Source organism: Bacillus cereus group sp. BfR-BA-01524 (genome assembly GCF_022662595.1).
Lineage (GTDB): Bacteria > Bacillota > Bacilli > Bacillales > Bacillaceae_G > Bacillus_A > Bacillus_A thuringiensis_S.
Genome location: NZ_JAKUDW010000017.1, coordinates 1 through 25,121, shown reverse-complemented (window position 1 = coordinate 25,121; position 25,121 = coordinate 1). Strand labels below are relative to the sequence as shown.

Below are 25,121 nucleotides of genomic sequence, written 5' to 3'. Positions count from 1 at the left end.
AGTAAGGGGCTATAACTGTATTGTAATCAAATTGAATGAAATGACTGGGGGAAGAAAAATGAGAGTGAAAGAGCAATTGTTAACTTTGAGAGCGTATGTGCCTGGGAAAAACATTGAAGAAGTAAAAAGGGAATATGGATTATCAAAAATTGTGAAATTAGCATCGAACGAAAATCCATTCGGTTGCTCAGCGCGTGTGACAGAAGCATTAACTTCTTTAGCGAGCCAATATGCCCTTTATCCAGATGGTTATGCCTTCGAACTTCGGACAAAAGTAGCGGAACATTTAGGTGTAAAAGCAGAACAACTACTATTTGGTAGTGGATTAGATGAAGTCATTCAAATGATTAGCCGAGCGTTACTACATGAAGGAACAAACGTTGTAATGGCGAATCCTACGTTTTCACAATATCATCACCATGCTGTTATTGAAGGAGCAGAAGTTCGTGAAGTATCACTTAAAGACGGTATTCACGATTTAGATGCAATGCTAGAGCAAGTAGATGATAAAACGAAAATTGTATGGATTTGTAATCCGAATAATCCGACAGGTACATATGTTGAGAAACAAAAATTACTTTCATTTTTAGAATCAGTTCCTAAGTCGGCTCTCGTTATTATGGACGAAGCATATTATGAATACGCGGACGCAGAAGACTATCCGCAAACATTACCACTTCTTGAAAAGTATGAAAATCTTATGGTTTTACGCACGTTTTCAAAAGCATATGGTTTAGCTGCTTTTCGTATCGGATATGCGATTGGGGATGCGAAGTTAATCGGACAGCTAGAAGTAGCGAGGTTACCATTCAATACATCAACTGTAGCGCAATCTGTAGCACTCGCTGCATTAGAAGATCAAGCCTTTTTACAAGATTGTGTGCAAAAGAATGCTGAAGGTCTAAATCAGTATTATGCATTTTGTAAAGAATATAACGTATTCTATTATCCATCTCAAACAAATTTCATTTTCTTAAAACTTGGTATACCGGGTAATGAAGCTTTCGAACGATTAATGAAAAAAGGATATATCGTTCGTTCTGGTGCTGCATTTGGTATCGATGATGGTATTCGTATTACTGTCGGTTTGAAAGAAGAAAATGATGAAATTATAGAGTTGCTGAAAGAGCTTGTAAATGAGCAAGTACAGAAAGAAGAAACATATTCTTAAGAGATTGTGAAGGCTCCTATTATAGGAGCTTTTTTTATCGTATTAAAAATAAAGATTGAAGTCTGGTATTTAAGTTGTTCTGTAAATCACGGTTTGTATAGCTTGATAATTAGTGAGAGAAGTTATTTGCACGGTCATAAAAGAAAGCGGTACAATAGAAGATGATGATAAGGTATCGGTGTCATATCCGAACCTTTTGAACAATTACCTATTCTGTAAGAAGAAGTATAAGAAGAAGCATGCTCATTCTAAAGGTTGCGTTCTAACAGTGAGTTGCTTATGATAAATGAACAGAAGAGAATATTTTTTAGAATTAAAGGAGACGTTTATGCAAAAGTTTGAACAAGCTGTTTCATATATTGAAAATGGTGAAGCGGAAAAAGGGTTACAATTATTAAAAGAACAATTAAAAATTGCAAATGATGAAGAGAAGTATGATATCGCTCGTTACTATCATACACTTGGATTTACAGATGAGGCATTAGCGATTACTGAAGACTTACGTTTACTGTATCCGGAAGAAAGTGAATTCACTGTATTTTTAGCAGAATTATATATTGATCTAGATAAAGAAGATGAAGCGATTGAAGTACTTCATGATATTCCAGAAAATGACGATTTATATGTTCAATCTTTATTACTTGTTGCAGATTTATTCCAAATGCAAGGTTTTGATGATGTAGCAGAGCAAAAACTATTAAAGGCGAAAGAAATGATGCCTGATGAACCTGTTATTACGTTTGGGTTAGCAGAATTATATAGTAGTAAAGGTGAAGAACAAAAGGCAATTACTTATTATGAATCGCTATTAGCGGAACATAAAGTAATGGGTGGTGTTGTGATCGCACTTCGTCTCGCAGAAACGTTAAGTGCAATCGGAAACTGGGAAGAGGCAATTTCTTATTATGAAGCAGGCCTAGAGGAACAAAAAGATATTCACTCATTATTTGGATATGCCTTCACATTATACCAAGGTGAAGAATATCAGAGAGCAATTGGTGCTTGGCAAGAACTAAAAGAATTAGACCCTGAGTACGCATCACTGTACATGTATTTAGCGAAAAGCTATGAAAAAGAAGGGATGCTTCAAGAAAGCTATGAAACGCTTCATGAAGGAATTAAAGTAGATGAGCTTTCAGTTCCGTTTTATGTAGAGTTAGCGAACATTGCGGCGAAATTAGGAAAAATAGTAGAAGCAGAGGAAGTTCTTCAAAAAGCGCTTGAGTTAGATCCAGGACATTTAGGCGCAATATTAAAATATGCGTATATCTTAAAAGAACAAGAAAAGTACGAAGAGTTAATTGCAATTGTAGAGCGTGCTATTGATAGTGGAGAACCAGATACACAACTACTTTGGGACCTTGCGTATGCAAAAAAACAATTAGAAATGTATTCGGATGCATTAAAACACTATGAAAGTGCATATACTTCTTTTAAGAATCATCCAGACTTCTTAGAAGAATACGGTTATTTCTTATTGGAAGAAGGAAAGCGAAAAGAGGCGAAAGAAGTATTTACCCAGTTATTACAACTAGACCCGACACAAATTCATATTGAAGAGTTGTTATATAATTTAGAGGATTTTTCATAAGTTGGAAGGAAACTGAATGCCGCTTCTTGAATCTAAAAAGAAAAGAGAAAGACAGAGGAGGGACTTAATTGCTATGAATACCCCTGTTTCTGTAAACGAGAAGAAGGATTTTGTAAAATGGTTTTTGAATAATTACCAACTGAAACAGCGTGAATGTGTATGGATTCTGAATTATTTAATGAGTCACGATCAATTAATGCATAAAGTCCACTTCGTAGAGCATGCAAAATATTGTCCGCGTGGCTTAGTGATGTCAGCGAATTGTGTGAAAGACACACCGTTTCACTTTTTTAAACAAAATGTTATGACAACAGATGCTGAAAAATCGTTTCATGATATTCGTTTAAATCGAGATGAGGATATTTATATTCAACTCAACTTTAAATCATCGTTTCAAAATGCGAATTATGTAGCTGTATTAGAAGAAAACCCATATCTACCAAAGCATATTGAAGTAAATGAAAAAGATCGTTTGCTTGCAGAAAGGTTTTTGGAAGAAAGTGTATTTTCGTTTAGGAGAGAACGCCTTTTGAAACAAATTGATGAAGCGTTAGATAAGCAAGATAAGGAAGCGTTTCATAGATTAACGGCAGAGTTAAAGACTTTATAGAATTTATTTGGATTAATAATTTTTTACAAATTTCAGACTTTTATCAAGAAAAACTACCTATATTGGGTAGTTTTTCTTTTTTTACCTCTTTTAGTATGGTTTAATATATATAAAGTGAAAGTTCTGTCATTTGTAAGTGAAGGAGGGAAGGAATTTGAAGTGGATTGTAAAAGATGTGGAACAGTTTGAGCAAGCAAGAGAGTATGTTGATACAGGAGTAATACCGCTTTTATCAATTTCGGCAGCAAAAGAAATGAAAATGGTTGTAGAACAAGGTGAATTTATAGAATTGTTGAGTATGGAATTGGAAAGAGAGTATAAAGGCAGGGTGCTTTTACTGCCTGCGTTTACGTATTTAGTAGAAAGTCAAAAGAATGAAAAAGGTCGTTTGCAAGAATGGACAAATCATTTACGAAGCGAAGGTTTTAAGCATATTGCTTATGTTACAAGTGATTTTTCATGGAAAGAGGATATACAAGAGTTACAGGGAGATTTATTTTGGTTTCCTTCATTAGCACTAGAACAATTTAGTGATCAAGCAAAAAGAGAAGTTATTCATGCACATATAAAAAATATAATGGTGATGTTGGAAGATAAGTGGGGAAACTAACAATAAACAGAAAGTTCTTATTATTATGAGTAGTATGATATTGACCTGTGCATGAGCGTATTATATCATGATAGTGTCCTAGTTTTTATTTTTTATATAATTTATCACGAGGGGACAATTTCTGATAGAGGGGGGAAATTTTCGTGAGCGAGAAAGAACATCGCGTGTCAAGAAGACAATTTTTAAATTACACACTCACAGGGGTAGGAGGCTTTATGGCTGCCGGTATTTTAATGCCGATGACGCGATTTGCGCTTGATCCGGTGTTAAGAAAAGAAGCCGGAACAGATATGGTTGCTGTTGCGCAAGTAAAGGATATTACAACAGAGCCGAAGCGTTTCGATTTTAAAGTGAAGCAGGTTGATGGTTGGTACAAGTCTGAAGAACCAAAATCGGCTTGGGTTCATAAAGATGAAAGCGGAGACATTGTTGCGTTCTCTCCAGTATGTAAACATTTAGGATGTACAGTTAACTGGAATTCGGACAAAGCACATCCGAATCAATTCTTTTGCCCATGTCATGGGGGTCGTTATACAAAAGATGGGATTAACATTAAAGGTACGCCACCCCTTGCTCCGCTTGATGTGTACGAGTCTAAAGTGAAAGATGGAACGCTGTATCTAGGAAAAGCGAAGCCAAGAGGGGGTGCAAAGTAGATGTTAAATAAAATTTATGATTGGGTAGATGAAAGATTAGATATTACACCGATATGGCGTGATATCGCTGATCATGAAGTACCTGAACATGTAAACCCGGCACATCACTTTTCTGCATTCGTCTATTGCTTTGGAGGACTTACCTTTTTCGTTACTGTAATTCAAATTTTATCTGGAATGTTTTTGACGATGTATTATGTGCCTGATATTAAAAATGCTTGGGAATCAGTTTACTATCTACAAAATGAAGTTGCTTATGGGCAAATTGTTCGTGGTATGCACCACTGGGGTGCTAGTCTCGTAATTGTAATGATGTTTTTACATACACTCAGAGTTTTCTTCCAAGGTGCGTATAAAAAGCCCCGTGAGTTAAACTGGATTGTTGGTGTTCTTATTTTCTTTGTTATGTTAGGTCTTGGTTTTACCGGATATTTATTACCGTGGGATATGAAAGCTTTATTCGCTACAAAAGTAGGGATTCAAATTGCAGAGCAAACACCGCTCATTGGTCCTTATATTAAAACATTACTCGCTGGTCATTCCGAAATTGTTGGCGCTCAAACATTAACTCGCTTCTTTGCTATTCACGTCTTCTTCTTACCAGCAGCACTTCTAGGTTTAATGGCCTTCCACTTCATCATGATTCGCAAACAAGGTATTTCCGGTCCACTATAAGAGATTGCTAAATTAAAGGGGAAAGAACTAAAGGAGGGAGATTATGCATCGCGGCAAAGGGATGAAGTTTGTAGGAGATTCTCGGGTACCAGTAGCTCGGAAACCAAATATTCCAAAAGACTATTCTGAATACCCAGGGAAAACAGAAGCATTTTGGCCGAACTTCTTGTTAAAAGAATGGATGGTTGGTGCAGTTTTTTTAATCGGTTATTTATGTTTAACAGTGGCGCATCCGTCGCCGCTTGAGAGAATGGCGGATCCAACAGATGCTGGGTATATACCACTTCCAGATTGGTATTTCTTATTCTTGTATCAGTTATTAAAGTATTCTTATGCTTCTGGTTCATTTACTGTAATTGGAGCGTTTATTATGCCAGGGATTGCGTTTGGTGCATTACTGTTAGCTCCATTTCTTGATCGAGGTCCAGAAAGACGTCCATTGAAGCGTCCTGTAGCAACTGGATTTATGCTTTTAGCAATTGCTTCGATTATCTTTTTAACTTGGGAATCTGTAGCACACCACGACTGGGAAGCTGCAAAAAAACAAGGAGCAATTGTAAAAACAGCGCCAGTTGATAAAAATGATGATGGCTATAAATTAATGCAAAAAAATACTTGTTTAACATGTCATGGTGACAATTTACAGGGCGGGGCGGCAGCACCGGCACTGCAAAACTTAACTTTAAAGCCAGAAGAAATTGCTAAAATTGCGAAAGAGGGAAAAGGTTCAATGCCTAAAGGTGTATTTAAAGGTACGGATGAGGAACTGAAGAAGCTCTCGGAATTCGTTGCAAAGTATAATAAAAAATAATAAAAAGCTGACTACAAAATTTGTAGTCAGCTTTTCTATTTAGTTGGATGAAGTTTGTTATAATAGAGTAGGATTTAGTGAATGAATTACTTTTCTTGAAAGGTGTTGGACATACAGATTGGTGTACTTGTATGCAATGTTAAGACAACGATCGGTATTATTATTTTTATTAATTGTTAACATATTAGGTACAATTTACGGATTTATATGGTACGGAAATCAATTGAAAGAAACGTCACCTATATTTTGGCCGTTTGTACCAGATAGTCCTATGGCGAGTCTCTTTTTTGTCTTTGTTTTAATTGCTTTTTTGACAAAGAGAAACTGGGGATTAATAGAAGCGTTAGCGATTGTTACTTTAATAAAATATGGTATTTGGGCTGTTGTTGTAAACGCAATTATGATTTACGTAAAAGGTCCTATTGGCCTTATGGGCTACATGTTAATGCTTTCGCACTTTGCGATGGCAGTGCAAGGTTTTTTATATGCTCCATTTTACCGTATAAAAAAATGGCATTTTATAGTAGCGGGTGTGTGGACGTTGCATAACGATGCAATTGATTATTTATTTTGGCAAATGCCGCGATATGGAATTATGCATTTGTTTGTAGAGGGAATTGGTTATTTTACGTTTTGGTTAAGCATTGCTGTACTATGTATTACATATTATTGTTGCTTACGTGAGCATAGGAAACAATTTTCTTTATGATGGTTAGAACTTTTAGGGGGAGAACATGGAGAAAAATAAGAGTGGTACAAAAATATTGGATCGATTGATTACTTTAGTTGTTTCATATAGCATAGCATTTTCTATTTTTGCACTCGCAACAACGGCAGTTGTGTATGGAAAATGGCTGTATTATTTTGAAATTGATTTTTTAAATATTCCTGATTTAGCGGATATGACGAAGGATGAAATTAAAAGAAATTACGATGTGCTTATTACATATTTATCCCCGTTTTATGACGGAGCATTACATTTACCAACATTAGATATGTCTACAAATGGCCGTATTCATTTTGTAGATGTTAAAAATATTTTAGTAAAGATTCAATATGTGATGTATGCGACAATTATGATTGCAGTGATAGGCGGAATTTATTTATTAAAAAAGAAAAATGAAAAGTTTTTACTGCACGGATCGATTTTAACAATCATTTTTCCGATAGCGCTTATGTTACCAATAGCTATTAATTTTGAAAAGAGCTTTGTATTATTCCATAAGTTTTTATTCAGTAATGATTATTGGATGTTTGATATTGAAACGGATCCAGTTATATTAATGCTACCAGAGGAGTTCTTTATGCATGCTGCGTGTGCTATTTTATTATTCATTTTAGGTGGTAGTATACTTTGTTACAGCTTATATAGATATTTCGTAAAAAAGAAAAGGGTGTCAAAGAAAAAATTCTCTGCTTAAAGAGAATTTTTTCTTTGTAAAACGATAATATATTTTTCGGTTCAGTTCTGTTCTATTCTTGTCCAAATTAACATATTTTGTACTAGTAGTTATAGGGGGGACCGGGATGAAGAGAACATTAATTGGATTGATAGCATTTCTAATTATAATGTTTCCGTTACGTATATATGCTGAAGAGTGGAATGAACTAACAGGGTTGTTAGACGACTCGTTACAGTTAGTGAAGCGTAATGAAGATGAAAAAGCAGTACAAGTATTACAACTTTTCTCGGAGCAATTTTTAATGAAGGGGAATGAAAAGAAGCAGGAAGTAACACCAGATCAAGTTAGAGTTATTTCTTTAGCTTACGACAAGGCACAGCAATCGCTCTCTGAAGAAGGCTTAGGTAAGCAAGCTAAAATGGATAATGTGTTGGCATTACAACTTGCTGTTGACGCGCAAGTATCGAAATATCAACCGCTTTGGATGGAAAGAGAAAGAAAAGTAATGGATGCCTTTTCTCAAATGGAAAAAGCGATGGAAAAAGAAGATGTTGGGCAATTTCAACAAACGTTAAATACATTTTTAAATGAATTCAATATTATTTATCCAAGCTTAATGATTGCTTTGCCAGAAAATGAGGTACAGCGTGTAAATGTTCATTTATCTTATTTGGATGAATTTCGTAACGTTATGTTAAAAACGAAAGGTGGCCAAATGCAATTAGGGATTATTAAAGGGGATTTGCAAAAGATATTTCACACAGTAAAAAAGGATGAAATTGCACCCTCTCTCATTTGGTTTATGACAATTACTGGGGGGCTTATTTTATTCACATTAACTTATGTTGGATGGAGAAAGTATAAAGGAGAGAGAGAAAAAAGAAAAAGTAATGTGCATTCTAAAAATAGATAATGCAATAAATAAAGATATGGATTGTAAGGTTTATTCATTGACAATAGTGGCAGAAAAAAATAGAATGAGAAGTACTATAATTAAAACTTCAATGGAGGTTCATGATGTTTTATTTAATTTACTTCGCGATCATAATGATCATACCGTTGTATGCACAGTCAAGAGTACGTAGTGCCTATAGCAAGTATTCACAAGTTTATTCAACATCAGGTATGACAGGAGCGGAAGTGGCTCGAAAAATTTTAGATGAAAATGGACTATACAACGTAGCTGTGGAAGAAACACCAGGTCATTTATCAGACCATTATGATCCAACGGCCAAAACGGTTCGATTATCAACAGATAACTATTATGGTCATTCAGTTGCTGGTACAGCAGTTGCAGCACATGAAGTAGGACACGCAATTCAAGATGCGCAAGATTATAACTTTATGCGTATTCGTCATTCGTTAGTTCCTGTGGCGAATTTTGGATCGAATATATCATGGGTATTTATTATGATTGGTATATTTGCGACAATGTCGAAACTATTGTTATTAGGAATTATTTTAATGGCTGCAGGTGTTGTGTTCCAACTTGTTACATTACCAGTTGAGTTCGATGCTTCAAAGCGTGCAATGCAACAAATTGAAGCGTTAGGTATCGTATCAACAGATGAATATGGCCAAGCTCGTAAAGTATTAAATGCAGCAGCATTAACATATGTAGCAGCTGCAGCTGTAGCGGTATTTGAATTATTACGTCTCGTATTAATGTATACTGGTATGCAGCGTAGCGACGACTAAAGACTATCAATTTTGATAGTCTTTTTTTGTTGTGTGGATTGAATTATATAATGTATTGCAAATAGAAATAATAGAAGTAATGCGGAAAGGCGGTGGGGGGAAATGAAATATCCAGACCATTTAGTAAAACAAGTGAAAGAGCGTAGTGCTCCTTATCAACTAGAAGGTTTTTTAAGTGGACAAGGTCCTGAAAATCCCAAATTTATGTTGTTAGGAGAAGCGCCTGGTGAAACAGAAATTCATAATGGGATTCCGTTTAGCGGGAGGTCGGGAAAACAATTAATGGGTTTTTTAGAGCGTATTCACGTTACAAGGAAAGAAGTATATATTACGAGCGCTGTTCGGAGTAGACCTTATAAATGGCGAGAGAAAAAAGAACGAAATGGTGAAAGCATACAAAAAAAGTATAATAGAACGCCAAATCAAGGAGAAATAGTTGCCCATGCGCCTTTGTTAGATTATGAATTAGAGAAAATAAATCCGAGGCTTATCGTCACGCTTGGAAATATCGGTCTTCAACGTTTAACAGGAAAAAATAAAAAAATCACAGATGTACACGGGCAATTATTAAAACAGCCCATTCAAAAATTAAAGGATATGCAAAGTGCAGAGTTTACATGGTCAGAGAATGAATATCATGTTTTTCCAACTTTTCATCCAGCTTCCATTTTTTATAATCGGAGTTTATTGGAGCTTATTTATGAGGATTTGGAGAAGCTTAAAAGACTTGTAATAAAAAACTAGAAAAGCTAAGGCGCTCTTCTAGTTACATTTAATTATGTAAAGGGTTTTTATTTTCATCCAACGTAAAACCTTCACCAACTACATCATGTACGTCACTTACTGCAACAAATGCATGAGGATCTACAGAAGTAATGATATTCTTTAATTTCACGATTTCATTTTTAGCAACAACGCAATACAGTACGTTACGTTCCACTTTTGTATACGATCCAACAGCCTTTAAAAAGGTTGCTCCGCGCTCCATTTCAGATAAAATTTTGGCAGCAATTTCATCGTTTTTCTCTGAGATAATAGTCGCTCCTTTGGCGGCATAGGCTCCTTCTTGCATAAAATCAATGACTTTAGCCCCGATAAAAACAGCAACTAACGTATACATACCCTCGCGGTATGATAAATAGGTAAGAATAGAGACGACGATAACGACAGCATCGAACATAAACATCGTTTTACCCATACTCCAGCCAACATATTTGTGAGCTAGTCGTGCGATAATATCTACACCGCCAGTAGTCCCGCCATATTTAAATATTATCCCAAGGCCGATACCGATAAATGCCCCGGCGAATAAAGCTGCGAGTGTCATATCATTTTGCAAGTTTAAATGTAAGTTGAGCACTTCGTAACGCTGGAAAATCCATAGAAATAAAGATACGCTAAATGTGCCGATTAATGTATATAAAAATGTCGTTCTGCCAAGTAACCTCCAACCAATAAAAAATATAGGGATATTTAAAATTAAGTTTGAGTAGGAAGGATCAAACTTAAATAAAAAATACAATAATAGTGTAATACCAGTAAACCCACCCTCTGCAAGGTGGTTTTCAATATTGATATTGACAATACCGAAAGAAAATATAGCGGAACCGATTAAAATAAAAATAATATTTCGCATCTTCAATTTTGATGTCATATAGAAATCCCCCTAATTATGTAATGATTACATTGCTCCGCTGAAACGGTAAAACATAATAAGTAATTTCTAGTTGCTAGTGAAAATAGTAAGAGCCCGATTGGTATGGGCTAATCTTTTGCAAAAAGCGCAAAAGAAGTTTCACTTTATTATAGTCTATCCAAAAAAGGGTCGCAAATAGGTGTTTGGCGGGGAATAATATTTGTCAAATCGCGATGAATTGGCTAACATGAAAGAGGAAGGATTAGAGGTGAATAGTATGGAAGCAAAAACGATGAAAGATATGCAGAAAGAAGTAGATGCATATATTGGTCAGTTTAAAGAAGGTTATTTCAGTCCGCTTGCAATGATGGCTCGTTTAACGGAAGAAATGGGGGAGCTTGCAAGAGAGGTAAATCATTATTATGGTGAGAAACCGAAGAAAACGACTGAAAAAGAAAATAGTATTGAAGAAGAGCTTGGAGATGTATTATTTGTTATGATTTGTATGGCAAATAGTTTAAATATTGATTTAGAAACAGCACATAACATTGTAATGAATAAATTTAATACACGTGATAAAGATCGCTGGACACGTATTGATGAGGGAGAGAAAGAATAATGAAAGAAATTAAAGTAATTATCGCTGGACCAAGAGGACGTATGGGGCATGAAGCAGTCCTTCTTATGGAAAGAACGGAACATTTTAATTTAGTAGCAGCAGTAGATTATAAGCATGGTGGAGAGAAGATTTCTGATTTACCTGGCATGCCAGCGTTACATACGCCGATTTACGCTGATTTACATACTTGTTTAGAGGAAGTAGAAGCAGATGTATTGTTAGATTTAACAACACCAGAAGTAGGGAAACAACACGTTACACTTGCAGTTGAGCGTGGACTTCGTTCTGTTATTGGTACAACTGGATTTACAGAAGAAGAATTAAAACGTTTAACAGAGAATGCAAAAGAAAAAGAAGTAGGAACAATTATCGCTCCAAACTTTGCGATTGGTGCAGTTCTTATGATGAAATTCTCACAAATGGCAGCGAAATATTTCCAAGATGTTGAAGTAATTGAATTGCATCATGATCAAAAATTAGATGCGCCATCTGGTACAGCTGTAAAAACGGTAGAATTAATTCGTCAAAATCGTGAATCAAAGCAGCAAGGTCATCCGAATGAAGTAGAGCAACTAGCAGGTGCACGTGGTGCAAATGTAGATGGTATTCACATTCATAGTGTACGTTTGCCAGGGCTTATTGCACACCAAGAAGTAATGTTTGGTGGAGATGGACAAATGTTAACAGTTCGTCATGATTCATTCAATCGTACATCATTTATGTCAGGTGTAAAACTATCAATTGAGACAGTAATGAACCTGGATCATCTTGTGTACGGTTTAGAAAATATTATCGACTAAAGGGGAGACAACGGATGAAAATTGCCTTAATCGCACATGACAAAAAGAAAAATGATATGGTTTCGTTTGCATACGCATATAAACCAATTTTTGAACAACATGAATTATTTGCAACAGGAACGACAGGGCTTCGTATTATGGAAGCGACTGGATTAGTTGTAACAAGATATCAATCTGGCCCTCTTGGTGGAGATCAAGAAATTGGTGCAATGATTGCAAAAAACGATTTAGATATGGTGATTTTCTTCCGCGATCCATTAACAGCACAGCCGCATGAACCGGATGTAAATGCATTGCTTCGTTTATGTGATGTATATGCGATTCCACTTGCAACGAATATGGCAAGTGCTGAAATGTTAATGCACGCATTAGAGCGAGGAGATTTAGATTATCGTAAGTTAAGAAAATGAGGGGAACAATTATGAGTGGATTACATATATTAGCGTTTGGTGCTCATGCCGATGATGTTGAAATCGGCATGGCTGGTACCATCGCTAAATATACAAAGCAAGGGTATGAAGTAGGTATTTGTGATTTAACAGAAGCTGATCTTTCTTCCAATGGAACGATAGAGTTGAGAAAAGAAGAAGCAGAGGTCGCAGCTCGTATAATGGGAGTAAAAACGAGGCTGAATTTAGCGATGCCAGACCGTGGTTTGTATATGAAAGAAGAGTATATACGTGAAATTGTCAAGGTGATCCGTACATATAAACCAAAACTAGTTTTTGCGCCATACTATGAAGATCGCCATCCAGATCATGCAAATTGTGCAAAGCTTGTGGAAGAGGCTATTTTTTCAGCAGGAATCCGTAAATATATGCCGGAACTTTCACCACATCGTGTGGAGTCTTTTTATAATTATATGATTAATGGTTTTCATAAACCGAATTTTTGTATAGATATAAGTGAGTACCTCTCTATAAAGGTGGAAGCATTAGAAGCGTATGAAAGTCAGTTTTCAACAGGGAGTGATGGTGTTAAGACACCGTTAACAGAAGGTTACGTTGAAACTGTGATTGCTCGTGAGAAGATGTTTGGAAAAGAAGTTGGAGTCTTGTATGCCGAGGGATTTATGAGTAAGAAACCGGTTTTATTACATGCTGATTTATTAGGGGGATGTAAATGAAATTAAAAATAGGTATTACATGTTATCCTTCTGTAGGTGGTTCTGGAGTTGTTGGAACAGAATTAGGAAAGCAATTGGCGGAACGCGGGCATGAAATTCACTTTATTACATCGGGTTTACCATTCCGGTTAAATAAAGTATATCCAAACATATATTTTCATGAAGTAACGGTAAGCCAATACTCTGTATTTCAATATCCACCATACGATTTAGCGTTAGCAAGTAAAATGGCAGAAGTTGCACAAAGAGAAAACTTAGACATTTTACATGTGCATTACGCAATACCACATGCAATTTGTGCATATTTAGCAAAACAAATGATCGGAGAGCGTATTAAAATTGTTACAACCTTGCATGGAACAGATATTACTGTGTTAGGTTCCGACCCGTCGTTAAATAATTTAATTCGTTTTGGTATTGAGCAATCGGATGTTGTTACTGCTGTCTCGCATTCATTAATTAACGAAACGCATGAGCTTGTAAAACCAAGTAAAGAAATTCAAACGGTATATAACTTTATAGACGAACGCGTATATTTCAAGCGTAATATGTCTCAATTAAAGAAAGAATACGGTATAAGTGATAGTGAAAAAGTACTTATTCATATTTCGAATTTCCGTAAAGTGAAGCGTGTGCAGGATGTTGTTGAGGCATTTGCTAAAATTGTTAAAGAAGTAGATGCGAAGTTGCTTCTTGTTGGAGACGGACCAGAATTCTGTACGATTTTACAGATAGTGAAGAATTTACATATTGAAGATCGCGTTTTATTCCTAGGGAAGCAAGATAATGTTGCAGAACTACTTGCGATGAGTGATTTAATGTTGCTTCTATCAGAGAAGGAAAGTTTTGGTCTTGTTTTATTAGAAGCAATGGCGTGTGGTGTACCTTGTATCGGAACACGGGTTGGAGGTATTCCAGAGGTTATTCAACACGGGGAAACAGGATATTTATGTGAAGTTGGCGATACAACAGGAGTGGCAAATCAAGCTACTCAGCTATTAAAGGACGAGGAACTTCACTGCAATATGGGAGAACGAGCAAGAGAAAGTGTTTATGAGCAATTTCGCTCAGAAAAAATTGTTTCACAATATGAAACGATTTACTATGACGTACTAAGGGATGACAAAAATGGAAAGATTTAAAAAAGCTAGTTCTATTATTGAGACATTAAAGCAACAAGGACATGAGGCTTACTTTGTTGGTGGGAGCGTACGAGATCTTATTATCGATAGGCCGATTGGAGATATTGATATTGCGACATCTGCTTTACCAGAAGAAGTGATGGCTATATTCCCAAGAAATGTTCCTGTTGGTCTTGAGCATGGAACTGTAATTGTTGTAGAAAATGGTGAGCCTTATGAGGTAACTACTTTTCGAACAGAAAGCGAATATGAAGATTTTCGAAGACCTAGTAGTGTTCAATTTGTTCGTTCATTAGAAGAGGATTTAAAACGTCGTGATTTCACGATGAATGCAATTGCTATGACAGAAGAAGGCGAAATGGTTGATTTATTTGCTGGGCAGGAAGCCATTCAACAGAGAGAAATTGTGACAGTTGGAAATGCTGCTGATCGTTTTCAAGAAGATGCCCTGCGAATGATGCGTGGTATTCGGTTTGTAAGCACGTTAGGTTTTTCATTAGAAACGAAAACGAAGCAAGCGATTGAAACGTATGGGCATTTGCTAGAACATATAGCAATTGAGCGCATTACAGTAGAGTTTGAGAAACTGTTAACTGGTACATATTGTGTGAAAGGTCTCAAAGAATTAGTAGAGACGAAGCTATTTTCTCATTTGCCATATTTACAAATGTCAGAAGAGAGGCTGTTAAAAGCTACGCAGTATAAATGGGATTCTTTCGAAACGGATATTGAGGCGTGGGCATTTTTCTTATATTGTATCGGAGAAGAACATCCATCTGTTTTTTTACGTCAATGGAAGTTTTCGAATAAAAAAATAAAAGATATTGTTGCAGTTTTATTGGCAATACGTACTAGAAAGGAGAAGGATTGGGATACAGTCCTTCTTTATAAAACGGGAATTCATATCGCTGAAATGGCAGAGAGAGTATATGAAGCGATGATTGAAAGCTATGACCCTACATCTGTTAAACGAGTACAATCAATGTTTCACGCATTGCCAATCCAGAGTCGTCAAGAAATGAATGTGACTGGTAATGATTTATTAAACTGGGCAAACAAAAAGCCTGGTCCGTGGGTTGCTGACATGCTTCAGAAAATCGAGGAAGCAATCGTACAAGGAAACGTAGTTAATGAGAAAGAGCGTATAAGGGAGTGGCTGCAAGGATGCAATCTACTATAAGAAAGCAGTTATTGCAAGTTTTTTCTGAAGCGGATGGCGAGTTTGTATCCGGCCAAACGATTAGTGATAAACTTGGTTGTTCAAGAACTGCCGTGTGGAAACATATGGAAGACCTCAGGAGTGAGGGATATGAACTTGAAGCTGTGCGTCGATTAGGTTACCGAATTGCAAGTAAGCCAGACAAAGTGACTGCTAATGAAATTCAGTTAGGGCTACAAACGAAGCGAATTGGTAGAACAGTGTATTTTGAAGAAACTGTTGAATCAACGCAGCACATTGCAGCAAAACTTGCTTATGAAGGTGCAGAAGAAGGAACTATCGTTGTAGCAGAAGAACAAACAGCGGGAAGAGGTCGTTTAAGCAGAAAATGGTATTCACCAAAAGGAACAGGAATTTGGATGAGTATTATTTTACGTCCATCAATCCCAGTTCATCATGCACCGCAACTTACTTTGTTAGCGGCTGTTAGTGTTGCACAGGCAATTGAAAAATGTACAGGTGTAAACGTGGGAATAAAATGGCCAAATGATATTTTAATTCAAGGTAAAAAGGCTGTAGGTATATTAACAGAAATGCAAGCGGATCCTGATAAAATTAATGCTGTTATTATGGGCATCGGTATTAATGCGAATCAAAAGCAAGAACATTTTGATGAAGAAATTCAGCACATTGCTACTTCATTAGCGATTGAATCAGGTAAGCCGATTGTTCGTGCAGAACTTATGCAACAAATCTATTTACAACTAGAAAAATTATATGAAGAGTATTTACAAAATGGTTTCTCTGTCATTAAAATCCTTTGGGAAAGTTACGCTGTGAGCATCGGGAAAGAAATTACTGCTCGAACGATGAGAGAGACGATTACGGGGTTAGCAAAAGGAATCACAGAGGATGGTGTATTACTTCTGGAGGATCATGAGGGGAAAGTACATCATATTCATTCTGCAGATATTGAAATTAAGTAAAAGAAGTTCCTCTTTTGGAACTTCTTTTTATTTCAATATTTTTGAGTTGAATTTGTAATATGATAATAAATTCATTTAATATTTAAAGTTCATTTCAAGATATCTTCCGTCTAGTTGGCCTGGCATGTTATTTGACGATTACTTTGCCTTCCATTCCTTTAAGGAGATGGTATCGACATATTAATTCATATGTACCAGTATTTTTAGGTTTCACGGTAATATTCTTTCCTTTTCCTGACTCGACTACGACGTCAATGCCGAGTTTTTTCACTGTAAAGGTGTGCTCGTTTTTACCTTTATTTTTCAATAGTAATGTTGTTGATCCTTCAAGCGGAATCGTGATGACATTTGGATTAAAGTAATCATCATTTAGTTCAACCTCAATCACGTTCGTTAAATCGGTAGGTTGTGTTACGACATTAACTGAGGCAAATACATGAAAGGATCCTAAAGACATCCACCATACAATCATTACAAGCAAACTGCTGAATCGAAATAACCACCTGTTCATAGACATCTGCAATTCTCCTTTGTTAAGTACTTTTCCTCAATTAACCTGCATCATTAGTTTAAGAGTTATACTATACAGTTAAATTGATTACAGAAGAAATTAACTTGGACTTTTTTAACATGCGTTGAAAAAACATGTATCTTTTCAGGATTGAATTATCTATAAAAAGTTTATCCCGCTATTTGCCGGGTAGTAAGACCCCTACCTCAAAATTCAGCGGAAGCAAAGCAGTTAGGTGGGGGAGCGGGCTGTCCGTAAAAGCCCGATTGGTGAGGGGTGATTAAAGTTCCACTTTATAGCATATATACTCTCGTGTTAAATTTCATATACCGTAATAAGAATAAAAAATTATTTTTTCGAAAAAATGTAGTAATTCCCTTTTGTAGTTTGCTATAATTAGTTCGAATGTGGGCAGTATCAGAGCGAACTGCACCATGATTCGAGGTAATACGAAAAATAATAACTTGGATTCTGCCTTGATCCAATAACGGACTGGGACAGAGGGATGAATAATGCCGACTAACACACAACCCTTCTGCCCTTTTATGGCCAGAGGGGTTTTTTATATGATTTCGGCCATCTCCTCTCTCCTGCATAAAGGAGGAGTAGTTTTTGAAAACAAAAACAGATTTTTTGAAGATGAAAGAGCAAGGTGAGCCGATTACAATGCTAACGGCGTATGATTATCCATCTGCCAAATTGGCAGAAGAAGCTGAAGTTGATATGATTCTAGTTGGAGATTCTCTTGGAATGGTTGTACTCGGATACGATTCAACAGTACCTGTAACAGTAGAGGATATGATTCATCATACGAAAGCTGTACGCCGCGGAGCGAAAGAGACGTTTATTGTAACTGATATGCCATTTATGTCGTATCACGTATCGTTACAAGAAACGATGGTGAATGCACGCCGCATCGTTCAAGAGAGCGGGGCGCATGCACTGAAGGTAGAAGGTGCTGGAGAAGTTATATCAACAATTCAATATTTGACGAACGCAGGAATTCCTGTTGTAGCGCATTTAGGTTTAACCCCTCAATCTGTAGGAGTGTTGGGTGGATATAAAGTGCAAGGAAAAGATGCGGAGAGTGCTAAGAAATTAATAGAAGATGCAAAGAAATGTGAAGAAGCTGGTGCAATAGCGCTTGTGTTAGAATGTGTACCAATGCAGTTAGCAGAACTTATTTCAGAGCAACTAACAATACCGACAATTGGGATTGGTGCAGGACAAAAAGTAGATGGGCAAGTGCTTGTTTATCATGATCTTATCTCATACGGCGTGAATCGTGTTCCGAAATTTGTGAAGCAATATACGTCTGTTCAAGAGGAGATTGTGCGTGGGATTTCACAATACGTTACTGAAGTAAAGACAAGGCAATTTCCTGAAGAAAAACATTCGTTCACAATGAAAGAGGAAGAATGCTTAGCGTTATACGGAGGAAAACAATAATGAAAATCGTAACTACAGTGCAAGAGATGCAGCAAATTACAAACGAACTTCGTGCAAGTGGAAAGAGTATTGGTTTTGTTCCAACGATGGGTTATTTACATGAAGGGCATGCTACCTTATTACGTAAGGCAAGAGAAGAAAATGAAATTGTAGTTTTAAGTGTATTTGTAAACCCGCTGCAATTTGGCCCAAATGAAGATTTAGATCGATATCCTCGTGATATTGATAGAGATGAAAATGTAGCAAAAGAAAACGGTGTAGATTATTTATTTTATCCGAGTGTAGAAGAAATGTATCCAGCAGAACAAACAACAACAGTAGAAGTTGTGAAGCGCACGGACGTATTATGCGGTCAACAAAGACCTGGTCATTTTGCTGGTGTTGCAACTGTACTAATGAAACTATTTAATATTACGCTGCCAACGCGTGCTTATTTCGGTATGAAAGATGCTCAACAAGTTGCAGTAATTGAAGGATTTGTAACTGATTTCAATATTCCAGTTACAATCGTACCAGTTGATATTGTAAGGGAAGAAGATGGATTAGCGAAAAGTTCTCGTAACGTGTACCTATCACAAGATGAACGTGAAGAGGCTCTTCATTTATACCGCAGCCTATGTATAGCGAAAGAAAGAATTGAGGCAGGTGAACGTAATCCGGAAATCATTACAAATCTTGTGAAAGAGTATATTGAGACGCATACGAAAGGCACTGTAGATTATGCGGATTTATATGCATATCCGTTATTAACAATGGTAGAGAATGTCGAAGGAAGAATCATTTTAGCTATTGCAGTTAAGTTTGAAAATGTAAGATTAATTGACAATATAACATTAACGGTTAAATAAGGGGGAGCATCTATGTTTCGCACAATGATGAGAGCAAAGTTACATCGTGCAACTGTAACGGAGGCAAATTTAAATTATGTAGGTAGTATTACAATTGATGAAGACTTAATGGATGCAGTAAATATTGTAGAAAACGAAAAAGTTCAAATTGTAAATAATAATAATGGTGCTCGCTTAGAGACATACGTTATAAAAGGGGAACGCGGTAGTGGGGTTGTTTGTTTAAACGGTGCTGCGGCAAGGCTTGTACAACCAGGGGACAAAGTGATTATTATTTGTTATGGGCTAGTTACGGAAGAAGAGGTTCATAAACAAGAACCAAAAATTGCAGTACTAGACGATAATAATCAAATTATTGAAATGCTAGGTGCTGAAAAAGCGGGTACGATATTATAAATAGAAAAGCTATCTCCATTGCGGAGATAGCTTTTTTGTGCATCTTTTCATTAAGATGAGATAAAACGTGGTATAGTAACATTATATAAATTATTGTTGTTTGAAAGGTAAGAAATTGAGGTGTTACATATATGAGTAAGCGTTATGTCGTTGTTGATTTAGAGACGACAGGGAACTCCTGGAAAGATGGGAAGGATAAAATTACCCAAATTGCAGCTGTTGTAGTAGAAGATGGAGAGATATTGGAGATTTTTTCGTCTTTTGTTAACCCAAAGAGAGAGATCCCACCATTTATTACAGAATTAACAGGGATTGATGAAAGTCTTGTAAAACAAGCCCCGTTATTTCAAGATGTAGCCCCGATGATTGTTGAGCTATTACAAGGTGCGGCTTTCGTTGCGCATAATGTTCACTTTGATTGGAATTTTTTAAATGAAGAATTAAGGCAGGCTGGATATACAGAAATACATTGTCCTAAAATCGACACGGTTGAATTGGCTCAAATTCTTTTGCCGACAGCTGATAGTTATAAATTACGTGATTTAGCTAAGAAGCATGAACTAGAGCACGATCAACCACATCGTGCGGATAGTGATGCTCTCGCAACAGCGGAATTATTTTTACAATTTTTAAATGAAATTGAAAAGTTACCACTTGTCACGTTGCAATCGCTTTATGAATTAAGCGACGTGTTCCAAAGTGATATAGCTGATGTGCTTTCTGAAAATATTTTAAAGAAAGTAATGCATGGTAAAGAAGATATAGCGGAGTATGAAATACATCGAAATATTGCGCTGAAAAAGCGGAACTATTCCTTAAACCTTGGAGAAACGTGTTCATCAAAGTTTGATGCTTTCTTGAATAAAACGATGGATAAATTGGAATCACATATGCCAAAGTTTGAAAGAAGAGAAAGTCAACAACTGATGATGAAAGAGATATATACGGCGTTAAGAGATTCTCGTTTTTCACTAATTGAAGCCGGTACAGGAACAGGAAAGACTCTTGCGTATTTGCTTCCTAGTCTTTATTTTGCAAAGAGAAAAGAAGAACCTGTCATTATAAGTACACAAACGGTACAACTCCAACAACAAATATTAGAAAAAGAAATACCGTTATTACAAAAAATAATGCCATTTTCATTTGAGGCAGCTCTTCTAAAAGGAAGAAAGCATTATCTTTGCTTACACAAATTTGAGTATGCTTTACAAGAGGAAGAAAAAAATTATGATATGGCACTTACGAAGGCAAAGATTTTAGTTTGGCTATTGCAAACTGAAACGGGTGATCGAGACGAATTAAATATTCCTGAGGGCGGAAAGTTACTTTGGAATCGTATTTGTAGTGATGCGTATAGTCCAGGCGGTATGCAAAGTAATTGGTTTAGTCGTTGTTTTTACCAGCGAGCGAAGAATAAAGCTTTATTTGCAGATATCGTTATCACAAATCATGCGTTATTATTTCAAGATTTTTCAAGTGAAGAACCGCTGTTTGCTTCATGCGAACATATTATTTTTGATGAAGCTCACCATATTGAAGAAGCTGCGAGTAGAACATTGGGTGAACAGTTCTCTTGTATGTATTTTCAATTGGTTATATCTCGTCTTGGGACGCTAGAAACAGAAGATGTACTCTCCAAAGTATATAAAATGATGAAAAAATCAGAGCAAGCATCTCGTTCAACTTTCCGTATGATAAGTTATAGTTTGAAGGAACTTAAGTTTGATGCGGATGAACTCTTCCAAATGTTACGTACTTTTATATTTAAACAAACAAAGCAAGAACAAGGAACGAATAATATGCCGCTCATCTATAGGTATAACACAGAACTAGAAAAAGGTAAGTTGTGGGATAGTATCGTCGAATTAACAAATCGTTTTATATATGAATTAAGAAGGGTAGTAACTGCTCTTGAGAAGCAAGTGGACATATTGCAAAGTAAGTTAGAATGGGAGATGCATGTTGTAACAGGTGAATTTATGCATTTAATTGAGTTGCTGAGAAAGATGGCAGAATCATTACAGTTACTCGTATTAGAAAAGAATTCGTATGTAACTTGGATGGAGACTGAAACGAAAGGGACGATTCATTCAACAGTTCTATATGCACAGCCTGTTCATATTGGTGAAAGATTTGCTGATGAATTTTTAACAGAAAAAAAGAGTGTTATTTTTACATCCGCAACACTAACAGTTAACGATACGTTTGATTATATAAAAGAGGAACTTGGTTTGCATGATTTCGCTCCAAATACTTTAAAGGTTCCGTCGCCATTTCGTTATGATGAACAAATGAAATTAATGGTTTCAACGGATGTACCTTTTATTAAGCAAGTAAGTAATGAGCGATATATTGAATCTGTATCGGAACATATTGCAAAGATAGCGAAAGCCACAAAAGGCAGAATGCTTGTTTTATTCACTTCGTATGAAATGTTAAAAGAAGCGTATGCGAATTTAAAAAATAATGATGAATTAGAGGGTTTTTTATTACTCACACAAAGTGTGAATAATAGAAGTCGAAGCCGCTTAATTCGAAAGTTTCAAGAGTTCGACAAATCAATTTTATTAGGGACGAGCAGTTTCTGGGAAGGGATAGATATTCCAGGAGATGCCTTAAGTTGTCTTGTTATTGTCCGTCTACCATTTACGCCTCCTCATCAGCCGATGATGGAAGCGAAAGGTGAGTGGCTAAAAAATCAAGGTGAGGATGTATTCGCTAAATTAGCGCTGCCACAAGCAATATTACGTTTCAAACAAGGATTCGGCCGCTTAATTCGAACGAATACAGATACAGGAACGGTAGTAGTGTTAGATCGTCGTTTGACGAGTTCTTCCTATGGAAAACGATTTCTACAATCGATCCCTAACGCACCTCTTTATGAAGGGCCATTAGAAGAATTATTAGTACAATTAGAAGAACCATCAAATGAATAAAAATGGAAGAAAAATACGCCTGAAGTACTTATAAACTTCAGGCGTAAAAAATGTGGGTAGGAGGAATTTTATTTTTCTTACTTCTTGTATACAAAATGTGTTGGTTTTCGACTTGAAACCTTTTTTTGCTGTACATGTCCTGCTATAATAGATGGGTGATGAAGCAGGGGTTGTAAAGAATGTACTCTTATTGTAACCGCATTGCGTTCTTCTATAATTAGAAATTTTTGTGTAACGGAGGAGTTTTTTCATGGAGAAGAAAATCGAAGTACTATCAACGACGCGTATTAAATATTCGTCTGATTTGTATAAAATTGTTGATAGTTTGAATCGTACGTTAAAAGAGCAGGACCTCATGTTCGGACTAGCATTAGACGAAAAAGATAAAGAAACAGCTGTATTTACGATTTACAGAACGTAGTGATACAATGAAAAAGTGGATCTTTGCAATCATTATTGTTATCGTTGCTAGCGGAATATATGGGGCGTATGTTTATAATAAAGCAATGGGAAAGAAAATTCCAAAAGAGTCGAAATTTGTAGAAATTGCTAAAGAAAAAGCAAAGCTTACAAAGGTGAAATCTGTTGATTATTACAACGGAAAATCTGCATATATAGTCGTGCAAGGTACAGATGAAAAGGGAGAACAACTTATCGTTTGGGTGCCTGAGAAAAAAGGGGATACTGTAGTAAGGAAAAAGAGCGAAGGTATTTCTGAAAAAGAGGCTATACAAAGAACGTTAGAACAAGTCGGCAATGAAAGTAAGGAATCAAAAAGTAAGCCGAAAGAAATTATGAAAGTGAAATTAGGCTTTGAAAATGATGTACCACTATGGGAAGTTACATATATTGATGATGACAATCGTTATAGTTATTACTATCTTGAATTTAAAGATGGGAAATTTTTAAGACGATATAGCATTGAAAAATAGATGTAGGGGGAACTACAAATGAAATTAGCAAAGCGAGTAGCTGCTTTAACACCGTCTTCAACTTTAGAAATTACAGCAAAGGCGCAAGCATTAAAAGCAGAAGGTCATGATGTAATTGGATTAGGGGCAGGGGAACCTGACTTTAATACACCAGAGCATATTATGGATGCTGCACATAAAGCGATGTTAGAAGGGCATACGAAGTATACACCAACAGGTGGATTACAATCGTTAAAACAAGAAATTGTGAAGAAATTTACTCGCGATCAAGGTATTGCGTATGATCCATCTGAAATTATTGTATGTAATGGTGCAAAGCATGCATTATATACATTATTCCAAGTATTACTTGATGAGGGAGATGAAGTTATCATCCCAACTCCTTACTGGGTAAGCTATCCAGAGCAAGTAAAGCTTGCTGGCGGTAAGCCGGTTTATGTAGAAGGTTTAGAAGACAATGAGTACAAAATTACAGCAAAGCAGCTGCGTGAGGCAATTACAGAGAAAACGAAAGCAGTTATTATTAATTCACCGAGCAATCCAACAGGAATGATTTATAGCAAAGAAGAATTACAACAGCTTGGAGAAGTATGTTTAGAACATGATATTTTAATCGTTTCTGATGAAATTTATGAAAAATTAATTTATGGTGGCGTAGAATATACTTCAATTGCCCAGCTTTCTAATGCATTAAAAGAACAAACACTTATTATTAATGGTGTATCTAAATCTCATTCTATGACAGGATGGCGTATTGGGTATGCTGCAGGAAATAAGCAGCTTATTAAAGCGATGACGAACTTAGCGAGTCATAGTACGTCAAACCCTACTTCAATCGCTCAATACGGCGCAATTGCGGCATATGCGGGCTCACAAGAACCTGTGGAAACAATGCGTCAAGCCTTTGAAGAGAGATTAAACATCATTTATGATAAATTAATTCAAATCCCTGGCTTTACTTGTATTAAACCGCAAGGTGCATTTTACTTATTCCCTAACGTAAAAGAAGCTGTAGCTTTATCAGGATATACAACAGTTGATGATTGGGCAAAAGCTCTATTAGAAGAGGAAAAAGTGGCTCTTGTACCAGGTACAGGATTTGGTGCTCCAAATAATGTTCGTTTATCATATGCGACATCTCTTGAACAAGTAGAGAAAGCATTAGAACGCATCCATACATTTATGAAAAGTAAAGTGCAAGCTTAATTGTATATTTCATTCATGTAATATAAAAAACCTCCCTATTTGAAGTGAACCCTGAAAACGGGACACCTATCAAAACACCTAAACCACTTGTTCCCTAAATTCTTTAGGGGATAGGTGGTTTAATTTTTCTTGAATTCGCACACAATTGTA

At 36.2% G+C, this 25,121-nt stretch carries 29 protein-coding genes; 26 read left to right on the top strand and 3 right to left on the bottom strand.

From position 1 onward, the window contains the following. Positions 1-58: 58 nt before the first annotated feature. The 12 genes from hisC (at position 59) to MR170_RS08200 (ending at position 9,969) form a co-directional block, all read left to right on the top strand. Positions 59-1,171, top strand: coding sequence for a histidinol-phosphate transaminase (hisC, locus tag MR170_RS08255; protein WP_029441854.1), 1,113 nt, complete (start codon positions 59-61; stop codon positions 1,169-1,171). 328 nt (positions 1,172-1,499) lie between these two features. Next, on the top strand, positions 1,500-2,762 hold the full coding sequence (locus tag MR170_RS08250; RefSeq protein WP_098592157.1) for a tetratricopeptide repeat protein: 1,263 nt from the start codon (positions 1,500-1,502) through the stop codon (positions 2,760-2,762). A gap of 73 nt (positions 2,763-2,835) precedes the next feature. Beyond that, positions 2,836-3,372, top strand: a complete 537-nt coding sequence (locus tag MR170_RS08245; RefSeq protein WP_001095925.1) for a ReoY family proteolytic degradation factor — start codon at positions 2,836-2,838, stop codon at positions 3,370-3,372. A 136-nt stretch (positions 3,373-3,508) separates the two neighbouring features. After that, positions 3,509-3,982: a YpiF family protein gene (locus MR170_RS08240; RefSeq protein ID WP_105434158.1), complete on the top strand. Its 474-nt coding sequence runs from the start codon at positions 3,509-3,511 to the stop codon at positions 3,980-3,982. Positions 3,983-4,125: 143 nt separating this feature from the next. Continuing rightward, positions 4,126-4,638, top strand: coding sequence for a menaquinol-cytochrome c reductase iron-sulfur subunit (gene qcrA, locus MR170_RS08235; RefSeq protein WP_001290418.1), 513 nt, complete (start codon positions 4,126-4,128; stop codon positions 4,636-4,638). Beyond that, positions 4,639-5,313 carry a menaquinol-cytochrome c reductase cytochrome b subunit gene (gene qcrB / locus MR170_RS08230; protein ID WP_000932700.1) on the top strand — a complete coding sequence of 225 codons (675 nt, stop codon included), beginning with the start codon at positions 4,639-4,641 and terminating at the stop codon, positions 5,311-5,313. A gap of 43 nt (positions 5,314-5,356) precedes the next feature. Beyond that, complete coding sequence (gene qcrC / locus MR170_RS08225; protein WP_000554603.1) at positions 5,357-6,124, top strand: menaquinol-cytochrome c reductase cytochrome b/c subunit; 768 nt, start codon at positions 5,357-5,359, stop codon at positions 6,122-6,124. A gap of 118 nt (positions 6,125-6,242) precedes the next feature. Continuing rightward, positions 6,243-6,833 (top strand): lipoprotein heptaprenylglyceryl N-acetyltransferase LhaT, encoded by a 591-nt coding sequence (gene lhaT / locus MR170_RS08220; RefSeq protein WP_140163660.1) that lies wholly within the window; start codon positions 6,243-6,245, stop codon positions 6,831-6,833. Positions 6,834-6,858: 25 nt separating this feature from the next. Then, complete coding sequence (gene lit / locus MR170_RS08215) at positions 6,859-7,545, top strand: lipoprotein intramolecular transacylase Lit (RefSeq protein ID WP_016082254.1); 687 nt, start codon at positions 6,859-6,861, stop codon at positions 7,543-7,545. 106 nt (positions 7,546-7,651) lie between these two features. Next, positions 7,652-8,440 carry a sporulation protein YpjB gene (gene ypjB / locus MR170_RS08210; RefSeq protein ID WP_242307928.1) on the top strand — a complete coding sequence of 263 codons (789 nt, stop codon included), beginning with the start codon at positions 7,652-7,654 and terminating at the stop codon, positions 8,438-8,440. Between the two features lie 101 nt (positions 8,441-8,541). Beyond that, entirely contained in the window at positions 8,542-9,225 is a 684-nt protein-coding gene (locus MR170_RS08205) for a zinc metallopeptidase (protein WP_011109966.1), read from the top strand. Between the two features lie 102 nt (positions 9,226-9,327). After that, a complete protein-coding gene (locus tag MR170_RS08200) occupies positions 9,328-9,969 on the top strand; it encodes a uracil-DNA glycosylase (RefSeq protein WP_043935504.1) in 642 nt (213 codons plus the stop codon). Between the two features lie 28 nt (positions 9,970-9,997). On the opposite strand, the gene MR170_RS08195 is transcribed toward MR170_RS08200, so the two are convergent. Then, the gene (locus tag MR170_RS08195) at positions 9,998-10,879 is read right to left on the bottom strand and encodes a YitT family protein (protein WP_000202121.1); all 882 of its coding nucleotides are present in this window, start codon (positions 10,877-10,879) and stop codon (positions 9,998-10,000) included. Between the two features lie 259 nt (positions 10,880-11,138). Here MR170_RS08195 and MR170_RS08190 point away from each other — a divergent pair, with 259 nt between their 5' ends. The 7 genes from MR170_RS08190 to MR170_RS08160 are packed head-to-tail and all read left to right on the top strand — an operon-like array spanning position 11,139 to position 16,693. Further along, the gene (locus tag MR170_RS08190) at positions 11,139-11,480 is read left to right on the top strand and encodes a nucleotide pyrophosphohydrolase (RefSeq protein WP_014894810.1); all 342 of its coding nucleotides are present in this window, start codon (positions 11,139-11,141) and stop codon (positions 11,478-11,480) included. Beyond that, positions 11,480-12,280, top strand: a complete 801-nt coding sequence (gene dapB, locus MR170_RS08185) for a dihydrodipicolinate reductase (protein WP_043935505.1) — start codon at positions 11,480-11,482, stop codon at positions 12,278-12,280. Before MR170_RS08190 ends, dapB begins: the two co-directional genes overlap by 1 nt. 14 nt (positions 12,281-12,294) lie before the next feature. Next, entirely contained in the window at positions 12,295-12,690 is a 396-nt protein-coding gene (gene mgsA, locus MR170_RS08180; RefSeq protein ID WP_000684765.1) for a methylglyoxal synthase, read from the top strand. Positions 12,691-12,701: 11 nt separating this feature from the next. Further along, entirely contained in the window at positions 12,702-13,406 is a 705-nt protein-coding gene (gene bshB1, locus MR170_RS08175) for a bacillithiol biosynthesis deacetylase BshB1 (protein ID WP_000015660.1), read from the top strand. Further along, complete coding sequence (bshA, locus tag MR170_RS08170; RefSeq protein WP_242307926.1) at positions 13,403-14,548, top strand: N-acetyl-alpha-D-glucosaminyl L-malate synthase BshA; 1,146 nt, start codon at positions 13,403-13,405, stop codon at positions 14,546-14,548. The genes bshB1 and bshA overlap by 4 nt, the downstream gene beginning before the upstream one ends. Then, positions 14,535-15,728, top strand: coding sequence for a CCA tRNA nucleotidyltransferase (locus MR170_RS08165; RefSeq protein WP_088114193.1), 1,194 nt, complete (start codon positions 14,535-14,537; stop codon positions 15,726-15,728). The genes bshA and MR170_RS08165 overlap by 14 nt, the downstream gene beginning before the upstream one ends. Beyond that, the gene (locus tag MR170_RS08160) at positions 15,713-16,693 is read left to right on the top strand and encodes a biotin--[acetyl-CoA-carboxylase] ligase (RefSeq protein ID WP_016082248.1); all 981 of its coding nucleotides are present in this window, start codon (positions 15,713-15,715) and stop codon (positions 16,691-16,693) included. Before MR170_RS08165 ends, MR170_RS08160 begins: the two co-directional genes overlap by 16 nt. A gap of 127 nt (positions 16,694-16,820) precedes the next feature. Here MR170_RS08160 and MR170_RS08155 read toward each other — a convergent pair whose 3' ends face one another. Next, entirely contained in the window at positions 16,821-17,210 is a 390-nt protein-coding gene (locus MR170_RS08155; RefSeq protein WP_098641122.1) for a cupredoxin domain-containing protein, read from the bottom strand. Positions 17,211-17,816: 606 nt separating this feature from the next. On the opposite strand from MR170_RS08155, the gene panB reads away from it, so the two are divergent. The 7 genes from panB to aspB all read left to right on the top strand — a co-directional run bounded on the left by panB (position 17,817) and on the right by aspB (position 24,971). Next, complete coding sequence (gene panB, locus MR170_RS08150) at positions 17,817-18,653, top strand: 3-methyl-2-oxobutanoate hydroxymethyltransferase (RefSeq protein WP_000851108.1); 837 nt, start codon at positions 17,817-17,819, stop codon at positions 18,651-18,653. Beyond that, on the top strand, positions 18,653-19,501 hold the full coding sequence (gene panC / locus MR170_RS08145) for a pantoate--beta-alanine ligase (protein WP_016082247.1): 849 nt from the start codon (positions 18,653-18,655) through the stop codon (positions 19,499-19,501). The genes panB and panC overlap by 1 nt, the downstream gene beginning before the upstream one ends. 12 nt (positions 19,502-19,513) lie before the next feature. Beyond that, positions 19,514-19,897 (top strand): aspartate 1-decarboxylase, encoded by a 384-nt coding sequence (gene panD, locus MR170_RS08140; protein WP_000490186.1) that lies wholly within the window; start codon positions 19,514-19,516, stop codon positions 19,895-19,897. Between the two features lie 131 nt (positions 19,898-20,028). Next, positions 20,029-22,833, top strand: coding sequence for an ATP-dependent DNA helicase DinG (dinG, locus tag MR170_RS08135; protein WP_242307925.1), 2,805 nt, complete (start codon positions 20,029-20,031; stop codon positions 22,831-22,833). 250 nt (positions 22,834-23,083) lie between these two features. Continuing rightward, positions 23,084-23,254, top strand: coding sequence for a YpmA family protein (locus MR170_RS08130; protein WP_000412179.1), 171 nt, complete (start codon positions 23,084-23,086; stop codon positions 23,252-23,254). A 7-nt stretch (positions 23,255-23,261) separates the two neighbouring features. Beyond that, on the top strand, positions 23,262-23,765 hold the full coding sequence (locus MR170_RS08125) for a cell wall elongation regulator TseB-like domain-containing protein (RefSeq protein WP_000758740.1): 504 nt from the start codon (positions 23,262-23,264) through the stop codon (positions 23,763-23,765). 18 nt (positions 23,766-23,783) lie between these two features. Then, complete coding sequence (aspB, locus tag MR170_RS08120; RefSeq protein ID WP_029441861.1) at positions 23,784-24,971, top strand: aspartate transaminase AspB; 1,188 nt, start codon at positions 23,784-23,786, stop codon at positions 24,969-24,971. Between the two features lie 78 nt (positions 24,972-25,049). On the opposite strand, the gene MR170_RS32460 is transcribed toward aspB, so the two are convergent. Further along, the coding region (locus MR170_RS32460) for an IS3 family transposase (protein ID WP_326245104.1) at positions 25,050-25,121 on the bottom strand (72 nt) is incomplete at its 5' end.